This window comes from Mesorhizobium sp. 128a (assembly GCF_053848025.1).
The window spans coordinates 67,866-82,672 of the sequence record NZ_JBSPKY010000012.1 but is presented as its reverse complement, the minus strand read 5'-3'; the positions used below and the strand labels follow the sequence as shown (position 1 = coordinate 82,672).

At 61.3% G+C, this 14,807-nt stretch carries 19 protein-coding genes; 7 read left to right on the top strand and 12 right to left on the bottom strand.

Translation table 11 applies throughout. The features are described from left to right. The first annotated feature begins 349 nt into the window (after positions 1-349). From ACWTU9_RS20405 to ACWTU9_RS20385, 5 genes are all read left to right on the top strand, one after another. Positions 350-2,800 carry an adenylate/guanylate cyclase domain-containing protein gene (locus tag ACWTU9_RS20405; RefSeq protein ID WP_455859947.1) on the top strand — a complete coding sequence of 817 codons (2,451 nt, stop codon included), beginning with the start codon at positions 350-352 and terminating at the stop codon, positions 2,798-2,800. A 226-nt stretch (positions 2,801-3,026) separates the two neighbouring features. Beyond that, positions 3,027-4,055, top strand: a complete 1,029-nt coding sequence (locus tag ACWTU9_RS20400) for an extracellular solute-binding protein (protein WP_454588577.1) — start codon at positions 3,027-3,029, stop codon at positions 4,053-4,055. A gap of 99 nt (positions 4,056-4,154) precedes the next feature. Continuing rightward, entirely contained in the window at positions 4,155-5,582 is a 1,428-nt protein-coding gene (locus tag ACWTU9_RS20395; protein WP_455859848.1) for an amidase, read from the top strand. Positions 5,583-5,652: 70 nt separating this feature from the next. After that, positions 5,653-6,342, top strand: a complete 690-nt coding sequence (locus ACWTU9_RS20390; protein WP_455859847.1) for a TetR/AcrR family transcriptional regulator — start codon at positions 5,653-5,655, stop codon at positions 6,340-6,342. 136 nt (positions 6,343-6,478) lie between these two features. Then, a complete protein-coding gene (locus ACWTU9_RS20385; RefSeq protein ID WP_455859846.1) occupies positions 6,479-7,033 on the top strand; it encodes a DUF2569 family protein in 555 nt (184 codons plus the stop codon). A gap of 249 nt (positions 7,034-7,282) precedes the next feature. Here the strand turns inward: ACWTU9_RS20385 and ACWTU9_RS20380 are convergent, their stop codons facing one another. From ACWTU9_RS20380 to ACWTU9_RS20335, 10 genes are all read right to left on the bottom strand, one after another. Continuing rightward, positions 7,283-7,588, bottom strand: a complete 306-nt coding sequence (locus tag ACWTU9_RS20380) for a hypothetical protein (protein ID WP_455859845.1) — start codon at positions 7,586-7,588, stop codon at positions 7,283-7,285. Positions 7,589-7,644: 56 nt separating this feature from the next. Continuing rightward, a complete protein-coding gene (locus ACWTU9_RS20375) occupies positions 7,645-7,866 on the bottom strand; it encodes a DUF768 domain-containing protein (protein WP_455859844.1) in 222 nt (73 codons plus the stop codon). A gap of 24 nt (positions 7,867-7,890) precedes the next feature. Further along, a complete protein-coding gene (locus ACWTU9_RS20370) occupies positions 7,891-8,766 on the bottom strand; it encodes an ATP-dependent DNA ligase (protein ID WP_455859843.1) in 876 nt (291 codons plus the stop codon). Between the two features lie 130 nt (positions 8,767-8,896). After that, positions 8,897-9,139 carry a hypothetical protein gene (locus ACWTU9_RS20365; RefSeq protein ID WP_455859842.1) on the bottom strand — a complete coding sequence of 81 codons (243 nt, stop codon included), beginning with the start codon at positions 9,137-9,139 and terminating at the stop codon, positions 8,897-8,899. A 68-nt stretch (positions 9,140-9,207) separates the two neighbouring features. After that, positions 9,208-9,552 carry a hypothetical protein gene (locus tag ACWTU9_RS20360; protein WP_455859841.1) on the bottom strand — a complete coding sequence of 115 codons (345 nt, stop codon included), beginning with the start codon at positions 9,550-9,552 and terminating at the stop codon, positions 9,208-9,210. Beyond that, a complete protein-coding gene (locus ACWTU9_RS20355; protein WP_455859840.1) occupies positions 9,533-10,009 on the bottom strand; it encodes a hypothetical protein in 477 nt (158 codons plus the stop codon). Before ACWTU9_RS20355 ends, ACWTU9_RS20360 begins: the two co-directional genes overlap by 20 nt. Further along, complete coding sequence (locus tag ACWTU9_RS20350; protein ID WP_455859839.1) at positions 10,006-10,302, bottom strand: hypothetical protein; 297 nt, start codon at positions 10,300-10,302, stop codon at positions 10,006-10,008. Before ACWTU9_RS20350 ends, ACWTU9_RS20355 begins: the two co-directional genes overlap by 4 nt. Next, positions 10,280-10,699, bottom strand: a complete 420-nt coding sequence (locus tag ACWTU9_RS20345) for a hypothetical protein (RefSeq protein WP_455859838.1) — start codon at positions 10,697-10,699, stop codon at positions 10,280-10,282. The genes ACWTU9_RS20350 and ACWTU9_RS20345 overlap by 23 nt, the downstream gene beginning before the upstream one ends. A gap of 94 nt (positions 10,700-10,793) precedes the next feature. Beyond that, on the bottom strand, positions 10,794-11,168 hold the full coding sequence (locus tag ACWTU9_RS20340) for a hypothetical protein (RefSeq protein WP_455859837.1): 375 nt from the start codon (positions 11,166-11,168) through the stop codon (positions 10,794-10,796). A gap of 2 nt (positions 11,169-11,170) precedes the next feature. After that, positions 11,171-11,779, bottom strand: a complete 609-nt coding sequence (locus ACWTU9_RS20335) for a hypothetical protein (protein ID WP_455859836.1) — start codon at positions 11,777-11,779, stop codon at positions 11,171-11,173. A gap of 141 nt (positions 11,780-11,920) precedes the next feature. Between ACWTU9_RS20335 and ACWTU9_RS20330 the strand changes: the two genes are divergently transcribed. Continuing rightward, complete coding sequence (locus ACWTU9_RS20330; protein ID WP_455859835.1) at positions 11,921-13,351, top strand: TadE/TadG family type IV pilus assembly protein; 1,431 nt, start codon at positions 11,921-11,923, stop codon at positions 13,349-13,351. Then, complete coding sequence (locus ACWTU9_RS20325; protein ID WP_455859834.1) at positions 13,348-13,644, top strand: hypothetical protein; 297 nt, start codon at positions 13,348-13,350, stop codon at positions 13,642-13,644. Before ACWTU9_RS20330 ends, ACWTU9_RS20325 begins: the two co-directional genes overlap by 4 nt. Here the strand turns inward: ACWTU9_RS20325 and ACWTU9_RS20320 are convergent. Together ACWTU9_RS20320 and ACWTU9_RS20315 are read right to left on the bottom strand one after the other, a co-directional pair. Further along, positions 13,641-14,324, bottom strand: coding sequence for a hypothetical protein (locus tag ACWTU9_RS20320; protein WP_455859833.1), 684 nt, complete (start codon positions 14,322-14,324; stop codon positions 13,641-13,643). The genes ACWTU9_RS20325 and ACWTU9_RS20320 overlap by 4 nt on opposite strands. After that, positions 14,324-14,803, bottom strand: coding sequence for a hypothetical protein (locus ACWTU9_RS20315; protein WP_455859832.1), 480 nt, complete (start codon positions 14,801-14,803; stop codon positions 14,324-14,326). Before ACWTU9_RS20315 ends, ACWTU9_RS20320 begins: the two co-directional genes overlap by 1 nt. Between the last annotated feature and the right edge of the window lie 4 nt (positions 14,804-14,807).

Genomic DNA, 14,807 nt, shown 5'->3' with positions numbered 1-14,807 from the left:
GGCGACGCCGGCATGCCATGCCCGCAACCGGCATTGTAACAAAGCGGTGCTAAGCGGTGTTCTCAGGCCCCGGCCTTAAATTTCGGGGTGCGGATGTAGGCTGGGGCAGGAGCTCGTCGTTCCAGCCGTTCGGATGGCGTTGACAATCCTGGGGCGACATTCTCTTCCTGCATTCATATGGCGATACGAGTTGCGAGCCGAGTTGTATGGCTAGGGCGCAAGGCAGACTGCGCTACCGGGCCATGCCTCTGAACGCCGCTATTCTGACCCAGGACCCAGTGCTTGACGGCTGAGTTTCGCGCCTGCCTGCCCGCGCTCGTCCCAACACGGATCGCTCCGGTTGGCGCGGATGCTGGCACAAGTTCGGGGTCGCTTTGTGCGCAGGTGGCCGTGGAACTCTGTGCCTGCCTCCGAAATTTCGAAAATAATGCATTGCCGAAATATGCAGACTTGCCTGCGGGACTTAGGACGGCCTCGTGAAAGCCTGTCGCGCCGGAGGCCTCAAACCTCTATGATGCACGTCTTGGCGGCGCGCCGTGGGAGGGCCGCGATGCAGGAACGTCGGGAAGCGAGGCGACTGGCGGCCATCATGGCCACCGACATCGTCGGCTACTCGCGCCTGATCGAGGCGGACGAGAAAGCGACGCTCGCCGCGATCCGGTCGCTCCGCTCCAACGTTATTGATCCCGCAATCGCCGAGCATAACGGCCGTATCGTTAAGCTGATGGGCGACGGCGCGATCGTCGAATTCGGCTCGGTGGTCGATGCCGTCGCTTGTGCCGTGACCATCCAGCGCGACGCGCGCGCACAACAACGCGACATGCTTCCGGAGCGCCGGATCGCCTACCGCATCGGTGTCAATCTGGGCGACGTCGTCGTCGAGGGCGATGATCTGATGGGCGACGGCGTCAATATCGCGGCGCGGCTGGAACAGATTTGTCCGTCCGGCGGCCTGCTGGTCTCAGCCGCCGCCTACGATCAGCTGCAAGGCAAGATCGACATCGCGTTCGACGATGCCGGCAAGCAGCAGGTGAAAAACATCATCCGGCCTGTGCACGTCTACAGTGCGCGGATCGACGGCATGGTGCACGCCTTGCCACGCAGATCGAGCTTGCCTCGCTGGCTCTTGCCGGCTGGCGCGGTGGCGGTCCTGGCTGCTCTCGTAGTGGCATGTGGCGCGTGGTGGTTCTGGCCGGCGACGCCCGTCGACGCCAAGCCGTCGATGATGGTGCTGCCCTTCGACAATCTGAGCGACGACAAGGAACAGGGCTACCTCGCCGATGGCATGAGCGAGGATCTGACCACTGAACTGGCGCGTGTGCCTGGCCTTCTCGTCATGTCGCGTACGGCCGCAGTCAACTACAAGGACAGGAAGGCCCCACCGGATCAGATCGCCAGGGAAATGCACGTCCGTTACATCCTGGAGGGTAGCGTTCGCCGTGCGGGCGACGATTTGCGCATCAATGCGCAGCTGATCGATGCGACCACCGGGACGCATTTGTGGGCCGAGCGCTTCGATGGCGCCTGGAGCGATGTGCTCGCCCTGCAGAACAGGGTCGTCGACGATGTCGCGATGGCACTGGAGCTTCGCCTCGTTCGGGCCGCGGGCGATACGACCCCTGGCAGCACCGCCAATCCGGCGGCCTATGAAGCGTATCTTCAGGGACTGGAGCTCGAGGGTCGCGGCTCGCCTCAGGACTTCGCCGGCGCGCTAGCGCATTTCAAGCGGGCGATCGCACTCGATCCGGGTTACGGCAAGGCCCTGGCCGAGCTTGCTTGGGTCTATGATCAATCAGCCGGCAACGAAGAGAGGGAGCGGGCGCTTGGCACGGGTCATATCGAGACCTTGCATCTTGCCTGGGGCGCCCTTCAGGAAGCGCTGAAGCATCCTTCGTCGAACGCCTATCAACTCATCGCTCGAAAGCACACGTTCAGTTGGCAGGCGGACGCGTCGATTGACGCTCTGGAGCACGCCATCGCGCTCGATCCGAGCGACGTCTGGAACTACCGCGAAATGGCGTTGGCACAGATCTTCGCCGGCAACCCGGATGAGGGGCTCGCCTATGTGGCGGCGTCGCTTCGCGTCGATCCGCGCGACGGGGGATGGCCGAACTGGCTGCGCGGCCTGGCCGCGTTCTCGCTTGGAAAATATCCGGAGGCGGTAACCTCTCTGGAGAAGAACGTCGCGCTGGCGACAAACCCCGAATACGGCGACTTGCTGCCGCTCATGTCTGCCTATGGACATCTCGGTGCGACCGACAAGGCCGCTTCCCTCCTGCCAAGGATCCTAGCTTACTCGCAAGCCTATGGGGACGGGGGTGGAATGACTGTTCTCCTGGCCGCCCAATACATGACCTACATGAAGCTCGAGGACGTCATGCGCTTTCAGGAAGGGCTGCTCAAGGCCGGTATTCCGGAGCTGCCGTTCGACTTCGATCCGAGATCGCCGGACAGGCTGAACGGCGACGAGATGCACCGGCTGATGTTCGGCCATACGATCGCCGGGCGTGTGCTGGACGGCGCGACGAACGCCGGCACCCTGCAGGCGAAGGATTTCAAGGGCGGCGTCCCGTGGAGCGTCACGGCGTCGGAGGACGGATCGACCTATGCCTATACGTGGGGCGATGTCGCCGACAGCGGCGGGCATGCGCATTTCGAGGGCAACCGGGTCTGCTTCTATTTCCGGGACACCAGGGCCTGTGCCGCGATCTTCCGCAATCCGACCGGCACGCGCGCGGAACAGAACGAATATTACTGGCTGCATCACTGGAACCTGATTTCGTTCTCCGTGGCGAACTAGGGCGCGACAATCTGAAGATTTTGACGGCATCGACCATGCGTCGTCGACGTTTGGCCGATGCTGTCGCCATGCGAGCAAAAAGATATTGACTGTATGTTTAGTAATTAATACCGTTGCGAACATACCGAGTTGGTCAGCCGGCATTTGCCGGTGAATGGCCACCAGGACGAAGGGAACATACGGACTCGAGGCGGCAACGCCGGTCCCAACAATGGGAGAACTAAGCATGCAGCTGAAATTGACTGCGGCGGCGCTATCGCTGCTGGCCATGACCGGCATTGCCCGCGCCGATGGCGAACTCCAGATCTACAATTGGGGCAACTATACCAGCCCGGAGCTGATCAAGAAGTTCGAAGAGACCTACAAGATCAAGGTCACCGTCACCGACTACGATTCCAACGACACCGCACTTGCCAAGGTCCGCCAGGGCGCCTCCGGCTATGACATCGTCGTGCCTTCGGCCAGTGTCATTCCGATCTGGATCAGCGAAGGCCTGCTCCTGGAAACCGATCCCAACCAGATGGAGAACTTCAAAAACGTCGATCCGAAATGGGTCGACGTGCCGTTCGACCCCGGCCGCAAATACACCGTGCCGTGGCAATGGGGCACGACCGGCATCTCGGTCAACAAATCGGTCTATGCGGGCGACCCGAACACCTCAGCACTTTTCCTCGACCCGCCGCCGGAGCTCGTCGGCAAGATCAATGTCGTGCCCGAAATGGGGGACATCATGTTCCTCGCCATCGCCTATGAGGGCGGAAAGTACTGCACCGACGACATGCAGGTGCTGAAGAAGGTGCATGACAAGCTGGTCGAGGCGAAGGCGAAATGGCTGTCGCTCGATTACGCCGCCGTCGATGGTCTCGGCAGAGGCGACATTGCAGCGGGTGTCAACTGGAACGGCATATCGCTGCGCGAGCGGCTGGAGAACGACAAGATCGTCTACGGCTATCCCAAGGAAGGCTTTCCAATCTGGATGGACAATGTCGCGGTGCTCAAGGACGCCAAAAACGTCGAGAACGCCAAGCTCTTCCAGAATTTCATCATGGACCCGAAGAATGCCGCGCTGATTTCGGCCTTCGCGCGCTACGCCAATGGCATCAAGGGCTCCGAGGCCTTCCTGCCGGACGATATGAAGGGGGCGCCCGAAGTGGATGTTCCCGCCGAATTTGCAGCCAAGGGCCAGTTCATGCCGGCCTGTCCGGCCGACGTGCAGGCGCTGTATACCAAGATCTGGACCGATCTGCAGAAATAGCATCGCCCGCCAGCCCAACCTGACGAACAACCATCGGGCCGCGAAGCCGCGGCCCGGCCTTCATGCCAAAAGCGGTCCGCCGATCGCGGGAGAACCTTGATGTCCGATCTCGACCTTTGCTACATGCCGGCCAGCGAGGTGTTGCGGCTGTTCAAGGCGAAGAAGCTTTCGCCCGTCGAGTTGATGCAGGCGACCATCGATCGCGCCGAGGCGACGAAAGCTGTCGTCAACTGCCTCACCTTCACCCATTTCGACGAGGCGATGGCTCTCGCCAGAAAAGCCGAGGCGAAATACGCCAAGGGCGCCCGCACCGGCACGCTGGAAGGCCTGCCGATCGGCATCAAGGACGAGAGCTACATCAAGGGCAAGCCGACATCGCATGGCTCGCTGCTGTCCAGGGATGCCATTGGAGGCCATACCTCGACGATGAACGAGCGCATAATGAGGGCTGGAGGTATTGTCCACGCCCGTACGGCTACGCCTGAATTCAGCTGCGCCGGCTATACCTGGTCGAAGCGCTGGGGCGTGACGCGCAACCCCTGGAACCCGGATTTTACGCCGGGCGGATCGTCCGGCGGTGCCGCTGCGACGCTGGCCTCCGGCACGTCGTCGATCGCCACCGGCTCCGACATTGCCGGGTCGATCCGCATTCCGGCCTCGGCCTGCGGCCTTGTCGGCTTCAAGCCGCCCTACGGCCGCAATCCGGACGAACCGCCCTTCAACCTCGATTTCTACTGCCACACCGGCCCGCTGGCCCGGAACGTCAGGGATGCGATCCTGCTGCAGAATGTCATGGCCGGGCCGAGCCCGCTCGACATCGCCACGCTTCGTCCCAAACTGCGCCTGCCGTTCGACTACAAGCCGATCAAGGGCTGGAAGGTCGCCTTCTCGATGGACCTTGGCTCCTTCGAGGTCGACCCTGACGTGCGCAAGAACACGCTCGCCGCCTGCGATGTATTCCGCTCGCTCGGCGCCACCGTCGAGGAAGTCGACCTTGGCTGGGATGACGGGGTGCTGAAGGCCGGAATGGCCTATCTTGAGCATCTGTTCGGCGCGTCGCTGTCGCAATTGCTGGCGGAGCACAGCAGCGACATGACCAGCTATGCCAGGCGGTTCGCACAGGATGGGCAGAAGTCGAAGGCCACGGATTTTGTCGCGACCCTCGACGTAGCCGCCAGGATGTATCAGACGCTGGGTCCGTTGCTGGAGACCTACAATGTGCTGATCTGCCCGACCAACGCGCTTCCCGCAGTGCCGGCGGAGTTCGATCAGACCCATGGGACGGTAGAGATCAACGGGAAGCAAGTGGACCCGTCGCTGGGCTGGGTGATGACGACGCCATTCAACATGATGAGCCGCTGCCCGGTTCTGTCTGTTCCGTCGGGCCGCGCCGCCAATGGCGTGCCGACAGGCATCCAGATCGTCGGCCGCACCTATAGCGACGCCGATGTTTTCCGGGCCGCGATGGCCTTTGAGACGGCTCAGGGTCAATGGTACACGAATGCCGGGACACGCCCGTCGATCTGAGTCCGCAATGGACCGGCGTGCCCAATGTCAAGCAGCGGCGGATAGTTCCGCCGCCGAGGAAAGGCCGATCATGGCGCAACGCAAAGCGACCGCGGAGGCGGGCAAACGCAAGACGACGACCAAAGGCGCGGCAAACGATGCCGCGCCGTCCCGGGATCGTCGGCGCGAGCGCGGCGAAGCCAGCGTCCAGCGCATTATCGACGCCACCATTGAGCTCATCGCGGAGGAGGGGCTGGCCAGCGTCACCATGCAGCGCATCGCCGAACATGTCGGCTCATCCAACGCGCTGGTGGTCTTTCATTTTCGCAGCAAGGAGAATTTGTTCCGTGCTGTCCTGCAGTATCTCAGCGACCAGTATGACGCGCTGTGGCTGACGCGGGTGCGGGCGCCCGGCCTGTCGATGGTGGAACGGGTCCTGGGCGCGGTCGGCTGTGCGCAGGATTTCGCAAGGCAGCACCCGAAATGGGTGTCGGTCTTTGTCGCCTTCTCCAGCGACCGCAAGAGCATGCAGATCTACAATGAAATCGGCCTGCCCAGCGATCTCGCCTACACCGCAGAAGCGCGCGATTTTCTGATCGAAATTGCGCGTGACGGCGGCTACACCGGCGTCGACATAGACACGCTGTCGGAGAGCCTGAACTATCTGGTCCATGGCGCCTGGTATTGGGACCATCTCAACCCGTCCGGGCGCGACACCGACGTGCTGCGCAAGACCATGCTGCTTTTGTTGCACCAGGCGTTTCCTCGGGATTTCGGGTGAGGGACTGGCTGATCAAGAGGGGCTGAAACGCGCCGTACCCAACCTAATCCCTCCAAGGTGCCTTGACTATGGGGAAAATCAGATACAATCTAAAGATGCATTTCGGCAACTCAAAGGTGTATCTAGGGGGAGAAAAATGTGGCATTGGGCAATCCTGCTGCTGCTGATTGGCGTGCCTGCATTCCTTGCCGTCCGGTCTGCTCGCAAACCGACGCAGAACCCGGCGGAACTGGTGGGGATCGGAGGCTGGTTGATGCTGCTGGCGATCGGTCTGTCCCTTTCGCCGCTGCGCACACTTGTCGACATGGCCAGTTTGGTCAAAACCTACCAACAGCTTGTTACCGTGCCTAACGGAGCCTTGGCTATCTATGGCGAGGCCGCCCTCAATCTGGCATTTCTGGCGCTTCAGCTGGTCGTGCTTGTTTCGATGTTGCGGCGAAGCCACCGCTTCCCGCAGCTGTTTGTATGTCTGTGGTTTGCGATTCCTCTCTTGTTCGTACTGGACACAGTTTGGATATCGACCGTGCTTGGTGTTCCGGTAAACCGTTTGCTTGCCGGAACGGCGCTGGTTGCGCCTTTGGCATCCTTCATAGTCACAGGGATCTGGGCCGCTTATGTCTACAGATCGGTGAGAGTGAGGAATACGTTCAGTGGCGATACGGCAGCCGCTCAGGCCGCGACATTCTCTTAGGTCGGCTGGGTCGAAGGTTGCGAGTTGGCCTGCTGTGGTGCTGCCAGCCGATCATCCTCCTTCGCCGAGGCTTCGGAGGACGGCTAACGAGCTTCGGGTGGCCTGCCATCCGAAGCTCGAAGAGCGAAGGATGGTGCCCCCGGACGGAATACCTGAAACGAGAGATTCCAACGGCTTGCCGAAAAGTGGGCAGTACGACGTCGTGCAAATTCATTATGTTTTTCGGACCGGCTGTCCCACTCGCGTCCGCTATTCGGGTCTCGATCTGATGACCTCCTGCCGCCGCACCTCGCGTTGGCGCGGCCACTCGCAGTGATCGGCTGTCAAGGTGCGGTGGATGATCCCGATGCGCTTGTAGGGTCGACCAGCGGCGCGGCATTTCGGGCAGTAGAAGTAGCGAGCGAGATCCTGGACGAGACACGAGTGATCGAAGCCGACGCGGTGCCCCAGGGCGACCAGGTTGAGCCGGCTCTGGTGGTGGCAGCCGGTGTTCAGACAATGGATGTCGGCTTCATGCCCCATCGCCAGCATCTTGCCGATGGTGTCGATAGCCAATGGATAGGTGATCTCGGGTAGCTTGAACGGCATCTGGCCGATATAGGACGCCGGCGTCAGTCCACCAAGCCGGCGTCGTGATGCACGATGGCGTCGAGGATGGCCTCATATACGCTGCCTGTGTCCTCCTCGATCTCCTTCTCGCTGATGCCGACGGCTTTTGCGTCGGCAAACAGCTTCTGCGTCAGTTCGGCGACCGAGATGACATCGGCGCCGACCGTTTCGGGAACCTCGTTTCGGATCCATTTATCGATGAAGTTTGTACCGCGCGTGCTCATGGAGCTTCAATGTCGCAGATAGGACTAGGTTCCTTCCCTGACCGCTTTGACGGAGCCGTGTCGCAGCCTGGCTTCGCCGCGCAACGACCGCACCGTGGCGGTGAGGCCTGGCTTCAGCCATTCGACATCGGCGCGGGCGATGGCGCTGGGTAGGCCCGCCGGTGGCGGCTGCGCATCCCGCATGCGCTTGAGCAGCCGTTCACGGATCTCCCTCGTCATCGAAATCGCCGGCGACCCCGCATACTTTCCGCCCTTGGCCACGATCGCCTCGGTGCGCTTCCCGGGCTGGCGTTTCACGCCGAGGAGTTCGAACTCGCCGAACTCCCAGCATTTGATCTTCACCCACGAATCGCTTTTGCCGCTGCGATAAGGCGCGTTCCGGCGTTTCGAGACGACACCCTCCAGCCCCATCTTGTCGGCGGCTTCGTAGAATTCGGCGCCGCCGCCTTCGACATGCTGGCTATACTGGATGATGCCATCGGCAGGCTTCACAAGATCCCAGAGGATGGCGCGCCGCTCCACGGCGGGCAGTGAGCGGAGATCCTGGTCATCCAGATGCATGATATCGAAGGCGACAAAGGCGAGGAGTTCGGCGTTCCAGGTCATGCGGGAATGCATTTCATGGAAGTTCGGCGTGCCGTCCGGATCAGGCGCGATGACCTCGCCGTCGAGGATGAACGATTTCGCCGGCAAGTTCTCCGCCGCCGTGACGATCGGCCAGTAGCGTTTCGACCAGTCGATGCCGGTTCTGGTGAAGGCGCGGGCACCTGCCCAGTCGAGAATTAGCTGGGTGCGGAAACCGTCATACTTGATCTCGTGGATCCACTCATCGCTCACCGGCGGCGTCTCAACCAGGATCGGCTCCTGCGGCTTGATGAACTTCAGCCGGTCAGCACTCATGCACGCAACTCCGAGAACGCGGATTCAATCAGTTTTCGCTAAAATAGTTCCCAAAACGCAAAAAGCCCCGCCGGCGTTGAGCCGACGGGGCCGTCTTGGGAGTAATTACCGGGTTATAATCGGGTTTTTATCAGGCGGCCGGCGCGGCATCCGGCACGGGAGTGAAGTCGACATAATAGCTTTTGCCGATCACAAGCTGTTCCGCTGCCTTGGGGTTGTCGATCTGAAATTCGGCGTGACCCGAAGGGGTTGCTTTTTGAAACGAAACGTCCTCAGCGACCTTCTGATCATACTCGCATCGGAATATAGCCTTCGCGCCGCCCCAGGCCTGCGCGAACACATTCTCAAGTCGCATTTTTGCACGAATGCCCATCTCTTCATCTCCATGAGTGGGTGCCAGGAACCGCCCGGCGCGGATCACTCAATGCGAGCGATTTGTGGTCAGGTTCGCCGTCGCGTCGGCCGGTGCGGCCGCCGGGTCAGCGCCTCGGCGCGATCAAGCTGCTCCAGCAGCTTCTGCTGCATGTCCTCGATCTCTTCGGTGCGACGGTCCGCCAGCACTTCGAGTGCGACCCTGCAGCCGCGGACCTCGGCCGTCATGGCGCGGATCTCCGTGATCACCCGTTCCGACTGTTCTCTGTCGCCGAAACCAACGGCAATGCCGGCGATGACAGGATCCGGTGTCTTCGGCGGTGGCACCTTCCGAAAATAGCCTATGAAGGCGGCAAACGCGGTGCCGAGAAAGACGCCGATCGGCACCCAGTATTCATTTCCCGATGGTTCCACCTTGTTTCCCCCGCGCGTAGGCCTCATCCACGATGCGGGCATCCCTCATTGCGCGCATGACATTGATCATGTCAGTCACCAGCCAACCGCACGCCATGATGAAGGCGAAGCCGAAGGTCGGCGCGAATGACAGGACGATCTGTGTCCAGAAAAAGCAGGAAACGAAGGCGGCGCCGGCCCGACCCCATGGGCTGCGCCGCCAGGCGCCGTTGATAAGCAGGATGCAGAGACGGACGGCGCCGAAGAAGATGAGCACCATCGACCATGTCGCCTGATCCGTGATCTCCAGCAAGAGGAGATAGCCTTGCCCGTAGCCGCCGGCGATTGCTGTCGCCATCAGCATTTCGTGGAACCAGAGCATCCATCCCAGTGAGAGCAACACGCCGGACGCCGCCCATTCCGCCCAGCGCGGGAAGAAGGCCTCGGCGAAGCTGGTCTTGAAGTGAGCCATGATCATTTCGGCTCCCTCGCTTTCTGATTGCGGTCGTACCAGGCGGCACACCAGTCAATCTGCTTGTTGATTTCGCCCATGGCGTTGTCGGCCTTCTGGTTGGCGACGTCGTACCAGTCATTCAGCGCGACACCGGTATGGCCGTGCCTGCGACACTGCGCTGGATAGACCGGCATCCGCCTGGCTTCCTGGACGATCTTCTCGGCGGCCGCGGTCACCTCCTTGGCGACATCGACCTTTGCCTTGTCGGTGTAAGCGTCGCCGAGCAGCTTTGCCTTATCGGTTCCGCAACCGGTCAAGCTGAGGCTTGCCGACACGGCCAACACCGTCACGAGAGCCAGCCGCAATCGCATCGAGTTCATCTTGCTTGGCCTTTCTGTCGGCATCGGATTCTTTCAACTGTTCCTCGAGGTCAGCTCGGGCTGCACGCTCCGCATCGGCGATCCTGCGAGCCTCGTCGGCATGGCCGTCGGTCCATGCGCGCAGCCGCCGCTCTTCCGCGACCTGGGCCTGCAGGGCGTCCAGCTGAGCGCCGGCGACAAGTTCGGTGGTCGCTCTGTTGACGGCGGCACGGACGGCAGAGGTCCTGTCGAAATAGAGCCAGGCGCCGGCGACCAAGAACACCCAGATCGGCAGGGTAATGCCGAAGACGAGGATCGGTCGCACCACCTTCCAAATGATGAGGAGCACGCTCATTTCAGCACCCAGATCAGCAGCGCGGCTGCAGCAATGACGAAGAATGGCGCAGCCGCCCGGACGAAGCCGCGCAGCCAAGCGATGACAAGGTCCGTCATTGCTGTTGCTCCGGCGGCGGTTCTGGCATGGCAGGGCCGCCGACGTTCTGTTGGACGATATTGGCGCCGCCGGTCAGGTTCGGCGGCATGCCGGCGTTGACCGACATGTAATCGATCTCGGCACGCCGCTCCGAATTGTTGTCCCATGTGGCTCCGAAGATGAAGGAGCCGACCGTCGACGCCACAAGCAGCGCAACCGAGCTGGCGATGGTCTCGCGCAAGCTGTCCGGCTTGCCGAACAGAGCGAGGAAGGTGATTAGCCCGCAGCCCCAGATGATGACGGCAATAGCGAGCCGGCGGCGCACGTTCCAAGGCTTGCCGAAACGGCTGTAGCCGGCGCCGAAGCCTGTCGTGAACGGCTTCTTGGTCACTGTCAGTACCCGGCAGCCTTGAGTGACGCTTCGAATGCAAGCGCCAGACGGCCGATCTCGACGTTCTTGTCGACACCATTCACGATGCGGCGCGCATTGATGAACTCGCGCAGATCCTCGGCGGCACCCTCGTCGATGTCGTCGATGTAGTCGCCGAGCTTCTTGCCGGTGAACCAACCAGCTTCCATGGCGTCGAAGGTCAGCGGCACACCATAGGCCGGGTTCATGATGGCGTCGGGGTGGGCAACGAAGTCGACCATCGGCCCGTCGCCGCGGTGCTGGCTATTCCAGACGTCGGAAGCCTTCTTGTAGTTCTGCTGCCAGGTGAACTGCGGATAGGACCGGCCGTAGAACGGATAATAGCGCAGGTGCGTGCGGCGCCAGTTCTCGGCGATCGCCTCGTTGCCGTTGCCAACCCAGTAGGCTTCGCGCACCGGCTGCATGGTCTTGGCGGTTTCCCACCATACCGTCGCCAGCACATAGGCGAGTTTGGCCAGTGGTTCACGCCGCCGCTCGCCTTCGTTGAGGAAAAGCTCGAAGCCCATCACGTTCGGCGTCGAGAGCGCGCCGAGCGTCGAGCGGGCATGGTCGTAGAAGGCCTTGCGGTCCATGGCAGTTCCTTTCCGCCTTCTCTGGCAGGTTTTCGAGACAGTTAACCGTTTGCTAATGGGCCCCTTGCTGGACCTGGAAGGTGGGATTATGCTTCCAGGCAGGGGAAAGCTTGCGGCACAAGGCTTTTGGGGAGCGCAGCTATGCTTCGCGTTTTGCGTAAATTCTGGAATGACCAACGCGGGGTCGCGTTGGTTTTGGTAGCCATCATGCTGCCGGCAATCATCGGCTTTTCGCTGCTGGTGATCGACATGAGCCGGGCCAACAGCCTGTCTAGCGATCTACAGCAGGACGCCGATGCCTTTTCCATCGCTGCGGCGGCCGAACTCGACGGGAAGCCGGATAGCATCACCCGGGCCGATCGAGCCCTGGCTACACTAGTCCGAAATCAATATAGCTTCGCGGGATCTGGCGGACCGGTGACTTTGCAGTCTGCCGGCATAACGAGACGCTATCTGAGATCCTTGCCGGCGACCGACAATCTTCCGATCGTCGCCGCCAATGTAATCACCAATGAGTCGGTCGATGCGCCGCTTGCTCGCTTTGTCGAGATCAAGGTCACCCCGGTCGGGTTCTCAGCAATCTTCCCTGTGTCCTTCCTGTCGGCTGGTTCCGCCGATTCGTGGACCATGGGCGCTGTGTCGGTCGCAGGCTTCTCCTCAAGCGTGTGCGATTTCACGCCGATGTTCATCTGCAATCCGTACAGCAGCGTCGAGGCGCTTGGCGCCACCCTTCACGGCGCTAGCCGGCCGTCTGTCTATCTCAAAAAGCAGACCGGCGGCAATAATGCCCAATACGCTCCGGGTAACTACGGCTTTCTTCAAACCCCAGATGGCGACCAATCAACACCGGCATTGACTGGCATGTTCGCTTCGACGAAACCGCTGACCTGCTACAAGGATGATGGTGTCGACACGAAGCCTGGAAACGTTCCTCCGGTCAACGAGGGGATCAACGTCCGCTTCGATATCTATGCCAAAAACGGCTACAATCCGTCGATCTACCCGCCGGCTCCGAATGTCCGTAAGGGCATGGTGAAGCAGGTTGTCAAGGGCGTATGTTCCTATGTGGCGCCAACGGCGGCGCAGGCGCCGAACTATATGGCGCTTCCGAGAGACACATGTTTTCCGAACTGCCCCACCACTGTCCCTGACAGGATCGGGAATGGCGCATGGAATCGAAGTGGCTATTGGCTCAAGAACCATGGAACGGCCACGCTTCCGAGTGACCTCAACCCCAACGCCAGCCGCTGGGACGTCTACAACTACGAGATCACACACCCTGGCTTGGCCAACGGTCCCGAGGCTATGGCCCCGCAATGCAATCCGCAACAGGCAATGACGGACCCGAAACGCCGAATGATCTATGTTGCAATCATCGATTGCGTAAACAATCAGGTCCGCGGCTCAGGCGGAAACTACCCCGTTCAAGCCTTCGCCAGCGTCTTTCTTACCGAGCCGGCAGGCGACCCGCCGGCTGCCGATATCTGGGGCGAGATCGTTGACATCACGACAAGGGCCGGGAATGGAACGCTCGACAACTTTCTGCGAGATGAGGCACAGATCTACCGATGAAACTGCTACTTGCCGCCATTCTGCTTGTCTCAACCCCGGCTGGCGCTCAGATGAGCCCGGTCGGCTGCAACGCTCTGAGTGCTTCCGCTGACACTGCCGCCGCCAAGGTCGACGAGGTCATCAAAAGCCTCAGTGGCGATGTCTTCCGTAACGCCATCCCGTACATGCCAGAGAAGGCTAAGTCACCGGCCGCTGACGTCGCCGATGCCAGGGTGTCGGCTCAATTTGCGCTGGTCGAATACGCAAAATCGCTCAAGGACTTTTCCGCCAAGATCAGGAATTGCGGCGACTAAGGGGTCGAAAGCGCCTGCAGGTCGCCGCCATATTCGTAGACGTAGACACTGACGATCTTCGGCGAGGCGGCACCGCCGAAGCGACCGGCAAGTGTGCCGTCCAAGAGAACTTCAGGGCTACCCATCGTTCCGGACCCTATCGAGCCGCCGTTGTAGGAGGCGCGGTAGGATACCGCGGTATAGTCGGTTGCGACCTTGAGTTCGGCGTCGAGGGAACCGCCGGAGAAGTCGACCGAATCCGGTCCGTTGTCGTCGAACACCGAGCCTTCCACTCCGCTGCTGTCGGCGGCGCCAATCGAAAAGTTGTTTCCGCCGCCGGCGCTGATGCCGGCGATCTTGGTCTGGGCGGTGTCGCCGGTGGCGACATAAAATGTGACGACCAGGATCACTTCATGGCCGATGACGACATCCGAAAACAGCGTCTTGAACTCGAACGATTTTGGCCCTGCGCCACCAGGATGTGCCAGCCACTGACCCGGAACGATGACCGCGCCGCCGCCCGATGGACCGCCAGTGAGGTCAAGGATATCGCTGGATGTATATTCGGTCTCGCCGACACCGTAGGAATCGAGGCCAACGTCGGCCCAGGCAAGCAGCGGCCCGACAGGACCGCCACCGGCAGCTGGCGATAGAGCGGCGACCTGTGACCCGAGCCAGCCGCGGCGGATCAGATGCAGCATCAGGTGAAATTCCCGATCGCGATGCAGTGCACGTCCGCACCAGTCGTGATCTTCCAGGCACCGGAAACGCTGATCATTCCAAGCGGGATAAAGAACGGGACGAGGTTCGAGACGCTGGCGGCGCCGCCGGTGAAGACGGTGATCGACGTCGCGTTGTCGAGCAGGATGACGTTGCCCGGATTGACGTTGGCCGGGATGACGAGGATGCCTGCAATGAAATCACCAGCGGCTCCGGTTGCGCCGAGCGCCTGTGCGGTCACCGACGCCGCGACGGTCTCATATTCGCCAGCCAGGAGATCCGAGCCAGCGCTGCTGCGGATCTGGACCGGCAGCGCCTTGCCGCTGGCGACGTCAGTATCGTTGGCAGTTCCGTCCGGGCCCCACGTCGCCTTGACGCGCTGGACCTGAACGCCGCCGCCAATATCGTCTGTCGCAATTGTCACGCCGGAGCCGGCGGTGATTGCTACGTTGTCGACCATGAGA